The sequence below is a fragment of the Pricia sp. genome (assembly GCF_041745955.1).
In the GTDB taxonomy this organism is placed as follows: domain Bacteria; phylum Bacteroidota; class Bacteroidia; order Flavobacteriales; family Flavobacteriaceae; genus Pricia.
In genome coordinates this window covers 1-4234 of record NZ_JBGTHY010000393.1, presented here as the reverse complement: position 1 = coordinate 4234, position 4234 = coordinate 1, and the positions used below count along the sequence as shown (strand labels likewise).

General features: G+C 45.2%; 4 protein-coding genes. All 4 read right to left on the bottom strand.

The window, feature by feature from the left end:
• Window positions 1–726, bottom strand: a 726-nt coding sequence (locus tag ACEW8S_RS14255; protein WP_373518806.1) for a Gfo/Idh/MocA family oxidoreductase, incomplete at its 3' end; no start/stop codon positions are given.
• A gap of 17 nt (window positions 727–743) precedes the next feature.
• Entirely contained in the window at window positions 744–1991 is a 1248-nt protein-coding gene (locus tag ACEW8S_RS14250) for a PmoA family protein (RefSeq protein ID WP_373518805.1), read from the bottom strand.
• A 65-nt stretch (window positions 1992–2056) separates the two neighbouring features.
• The gene (locus tag ACEW8S_RS14245) at window positions 2057–3925 is read right to left on the bottom strand and encodes a RagB/SusD family nutrient uptake outer membrane protein (RefSeq protein ID WP_373518804.1); all 1869 of its coding nucleotides are present in this window, start codon (window positions 3923–3925) and stop codon (window positions 2057–2059) included.
• 22 nt (window positions 3926–3947) lie between these two features.
• Window positions 3948–4234 (bottom strand): hypothetical protein (locus ACEW8S_RS14240; RefSeq protein ID WP_373518803.1); only part of this gene is annotated, 287 nt, incomplete at its 5' end.

The window sequence follows — 4234 nt, the reverse complement described above, 5'->3', positions numbered from 1 at the left end:
GTTTTGAGGATGTACACCAATTTCGGTATAGGGCACTTCAGGCGTCGAGCCCAGCCACATATCGAAATTCAAATTGGAAGGTACAGGCATTTCAGGCGCTTCGGGACCTGCAGGATCACCGGGAAGTCCGATTTTCACCGTATGCACTTTTCCGATGCGGCCATTGCGCACCAACTCGGCCGCCCGCCTAAACTGTTCCATCGCCCTTTGCTGGGTCCCGACTTGCAAAATAACCCCTGTGTCTTGAACTACTTTTCGTAGCTGCTGGCCTTCCTTTACCGTTAGTGAAGTCGGTTTTTGGAGATAAATATCCTTACCGGACAAGGCAGCCTCAAGGGCAGGCTGGGAATGCCAATGATCAGGTGTGCTGATTATAACGGCATCAACATCCTTGTTCGAGAGCATTTCATGGTAATCGCCGTAAATCTTTGTATCCATGTACTTCTCCTTGCCGGTCTTCTTTTTGTAAAAAGAATCTACCAAGGTCTTGGCATCAGAAGCCCTTTTTGAATCTAGGTCACATACGGCCATGATCCTTGCCTGATCGAATCGTATAGTGTCCGCCAAATCATGATCACGGGCGATGCGACCACAACCGATCTGGCCGATATTGATTTTGTTACTTGGCGCGTCCTTGCCGAAAACGCTAGCAGGTACGATGGAGGGAAAACCGACCATAGCGGCAGTGCTTAAGGCAGTTCTGTTGATAAATTTTCTTCGTTGCATACCTTTTGATTTGATTTTTAATTTTGGATGGGCTGAATTTCGGGAGGATGCGCAAATGATTGCCAATAGGCTTCTGCCTCCTCGGCGTTCAATTCTCCATCAAAAACGACCATTCTATACTTCAGTTCATACTCTTTATTCGGTTCGATTTGCCATTCCTCATGCCGGATGGGACAGAACTCGAAAAACATATCGCCCCGTCCACCGTTGGCGTCAACGGGCCAGACGCGCATGGGCTCGGGGTGCATCCGATTTTCGGGATGGCTCATAAACAGGATACCGCTCGTGCCTTCGCCATCGGCAGATGCGCCACTTACGATACACCATCGGGCATTGGTTCCGTCGGCGGTCAACCTTTCGTCACCTTCTGAGGTGAGCACCTTACAATTATCGGCCTTCCAGCGTTCGGTAAAGCGCATTCCGATACCGCCACCATAGCGATAGGCCTCAAAAAGGATGCCCTCTTTTAAGGGGGAGCTGAAACTGCTATTGTAATCGAACATATAGCGATCGTCTCTGTTCAGGTCCCATAGTTTCACCTCTAGATTTTCGTTCAGGGCAACCTGAGGCTCTTCTTGGGTCAACAGGTCGATATGCTCTTGGGCGGCTGTAAAAGAGGCGAATATTTCCCCGTTATTTTTGTCCTTGAATTCCTTGAAAAGCACGGTACCCTTGCGGTCGCCCAAGTTCCAAAAATCGACCTGTTGGCTATCGATCTGGGTATGTGTCCACGGCCCCCAAATACCGTAATGGTGGTAATGGTCGGGCGGTTGAATCCGGGACAACGTATCGCCCTTGGACGTAATGACCGGATGGATATATCCCGATTTTTTATATACGGAATCCACACCTTCTGGTGGATAGGTCATCTCATATCGATATGAAAGCACCGGTGTATCGCGATAGGTCAACTCTAGGTTGCCATTATCTTCACGTTCAGAGATTACATCGTCCATTTTTTCGTCTGGCAAGCCATTTTCTATACGATACAGGCCGGCCGCTTCCGGATCGGGTACGAACCATAACATGTTTTTATCGCTATCCATTTGAAAAGGAACCTGCTGCCCCTTTCCATCGTTCTCCTGTATCAAGAGAATGGGCTTTTCAGCGGCAATAGTAGCCCCTTTAATTTCCTTAAGATTTACGCTCAATGGCTGCGAAATAAAAATTCCGTCGTCCTTGATTACCTGAAAGCGATACGCCACTTTTTTTTCTGAACATGAAACCGAAGTTATTAGGTAAAGGAATAAAAAAACAATTCGCATAAAGCTATTTTTAGGACAACGGAATTTAAGAAAAAAACTAACTCAAACAAACTAACTCAATGCGTTTAACTACCTGAATCTTCTTCGGGCTCCGGAATTGTTGTTAGGGGAGCAATGTTATTCTGAAAACCAGGATACCCCTCATTCTGATTGATTCTATCTTGGGTGTTCGCGTTGACCGCGGCAGAAGGCACCGGCCACAATACATGATACGGGCTCATAGTGTATGCGACACCGAATATGGTTCTTAGACCAGCCACATTATAGAAATCGGTGACGTCCATTATTCGATCGAACCAAAAGTTGTCTTGCGAGAAATTATCCAAATTGTAGGATTTTCCATTGTATGCGGTGCGCCCGGTTCTGGCGAAAATATAGGCGATACGGGTCAGTTCTGTTTTACGACTTTCTTCATAGTATAATTCCCTGGCCCTTTCATCTAAAATGATATCCATGTTCACACTTCCGGCATCGATAGGGTCTGCCTCGGCCCTTTCTCTTACCGCATTGATATCGGCTGCCGCCATAGCATTATTATTGTTCCAAAAATGAGCTTCGGCCCTTAGCAAATAGGTCTCTGCCAATCGGTAAATATACCAGTCACCAAATCCTCCTTGAGGTCTTGTTCGTGTAGGGTCTGGCACCAAGAATTTATACTGTGGAAAACCGTACCAGTTTCTTATCGTATCTGAACACAAGGGAGTACCGTCCGGTAAATAAAGTTCTAGATTTTTTCCATAAAAAGAATTGCCCGCCTCCTGCAAACTAGGGGCATTATAAACCAAATCTTCCATATCAAACCAATTTCCAAGCTTGTGACGCTGATCATTGTTCGCATCTTCCCATATTTCTATAGTACTATAGTTAGTACCCCTATTTCTTCCAATACCTCTTCCTATAGAGGTAACTTGATTTATCTCCGCATCCGGAGAATCAGACATTCCATTTTGCCCATCGGGGGTATTGATGAAACGCCACCACAAGGGTACGGCCTGCCTTTGCACGCTGGTACCGACACCAGTAGATCCTTGATTTTCAAATTCTAACCTATCAATGGCAACTAAAATTCCCTCTGTGTTACCGGGGATACTTTTGTTTTCTACTCTATGTAGATCCCAAGTGACATCTTTGGTTTCGTCTCCCGCGTTAATACCGAATCGATTTGTCATCAAACTATATTGCCCGCCATCAATGACCTGCGATGCGGTTTCTATAGCATCTTCGAAATCGCCCAAAGCAAGGTTTACCTTGGTTAATAAATGTAGTACGGCACCCCTTGACACCTCACCGCCCAAGGCCACCTCGTTTACCATGGGTACCGCCATATTCAAATCCTCTTGAATTTTTCTAAGAATAACGTCCCGTTCCGTGGATACAAAATCCAATTTCGGACCCTTTACCTCCTCCAGTAGAAAAGGTATATCACCAAACTGGTGGGTTAACCTATAATATCGATAGGCACGATGAAAAAGCGCTCGCCCTAGAATATCATTTTTCTGTTCTTCACTATCAAATTCGGCATCGTCTAGTCTTCCGATGACCGTATTGGCAAATTTAATACCCTCATAAAATTCTTCCCAAAACCAATTGATTCTATTAGTATCAGCGCTGTTATTATTGGCATCTGGGAGGATTTGAGTATTCAGATCCTGCGCAGGCCCAGCTTTATCGGTCGTACCTTCTACGGCGACTTCCGAGAATAAATTTTCGGTGATCATCGGAGCCCCATCACCATAAAATTCACCCCGAAGATTGGATAATGCCTGTGAAAGAACTGCATTCAGACCTTCCGGCGTATTGAGTGCATTATTGGGCGTAAAAAATGATTTGGGTTCTTGCTCTAAATAGTCTTTCGTACAGGACAAAGGAACCAGCGCGATGAGTAGTATGCAGATACCCCATCTTTTAACATATGTTTTCATGATATTTTTCATTCTTCTATCTTTTTGTAATTTATTAAAGACTTATATCTATGCCCACGGTGAGAAATCTTGGGGTCGGCTCCCTACCATTTCCGTCAAATAGTCCTGTGGTAGCATTTCTAGAGGCCCCGTTCACATTTGAACCTTCCGGATCGTAAAGATCCCAATCCGGTGCAAAAACGGCCACATTTCTTACGTTGGCGTATATACGTGCGCTATTTATGGATAATTTAGAAGTTATTGACTCTGGCAACCTATACGCTAGCGTAATGTTGCTCAGCCGAACAAAAGAACTATTTCTGTAAATATTGAAAGCGGCGG

What these genes read in the sequence shown, in the direction of transcription:
- ACEW8S_RS14250 (WP_373518805.1), bottom strand. Translation starts at nt 1,991, where the DNA reads ATGCGAATTGTTTTTTTATTCCTTTACCTAATAACTTCGGTTTCATGT.
- ACEW8S_RS14245 (WP_373518804.1), bottom strand. Translation starts at nt 3,925, where the DNA reads ATGAAAAATATCATGAAAACATATGTTAAAAGATGGGGTATCTGCATA.